General features: G+C 48.1%; 2 protein-coding genes. One reads left to right on the top strand and one right to left on the bottom strand.

Annotated features, from left to right (window positions below; genetic code table 11):
• On the top strand, positions 1–273 hold a 273-nt coding region (locus tag ACFFUV_RS23930), incomplete at its 5' end, for a fibronectin type III domain-containing protein (protein ID WP_390198522.1).
• 35 nt (positions 274–308) lie between these two features.
• Here the strand turns inward: ACFFUV_RS23930 and ACFFUV_RS23925 are convergent.
• Positions 309–514, bottom strand: a 206-nt coding sequence (locus tag ACFFUV_RS23925) for a hypothetical protein (protein ID WP_390198519.1), incomplete at its 5' end; no start/stop codon positions are given.

Genomic DNA, 514 nt, shown 5'->3' with positions numbered 1-514 from the left:
GGTAAAAAAGGCTTTAAGGGCACTTGGAAAAAGCAGGCGACGCAAACCACCGGGTATGAGGTACAGTACAGCACAGCCTCTAACTTCAAAAAGGGCAATAAGACCGTAACAAGAAGCAAAAATAAGACCACTTCCAAGTCTGTCAGCAAGCTGTCCTCCAAGAAAAAGTATTATGTGCGGGTACGCACCTACAAGACCGTGAAAGTGAACGGCAAAAATGTAGAATTATATTCCGGGTGGAGCAAGGCCAAGAGCGTGACCACCAAGAAGTAATATATTCTTGTAATTGCCTTGGGCCAATCCCTCCGTCAACGCCTTGCGGCGTTGCCACCACCAAGTCGGTAACGATAACCAAGGCGGGCTCCACCGCCAAGACCCTGACGAAACTCAAAAGCAAGAAAAAGTATTATGTGCGCATTCGGGTGTATAAAAAGCAAAAGGGCGGCAAGCTGTACGGCGCCTGGTCCCCGGTAAAAAGTACCACCGTGCGGTAATTGACTTTGTTTTCTCTTTG

This window comes from Vibrio olivae (assembly GCF_042428525.1).
Classification (GTDB): Bacteria; Pseudomonadota; Gammaproteobacteria; order Enterobacterales; family Vibrionaceae; genus Vibrio; species Vibrio olivae.
The sequence above is the reverse complement of the archived record's forward strand: the minus strand, read 5'-3'. Positions and strand labels throughout refer to the sequence as shown.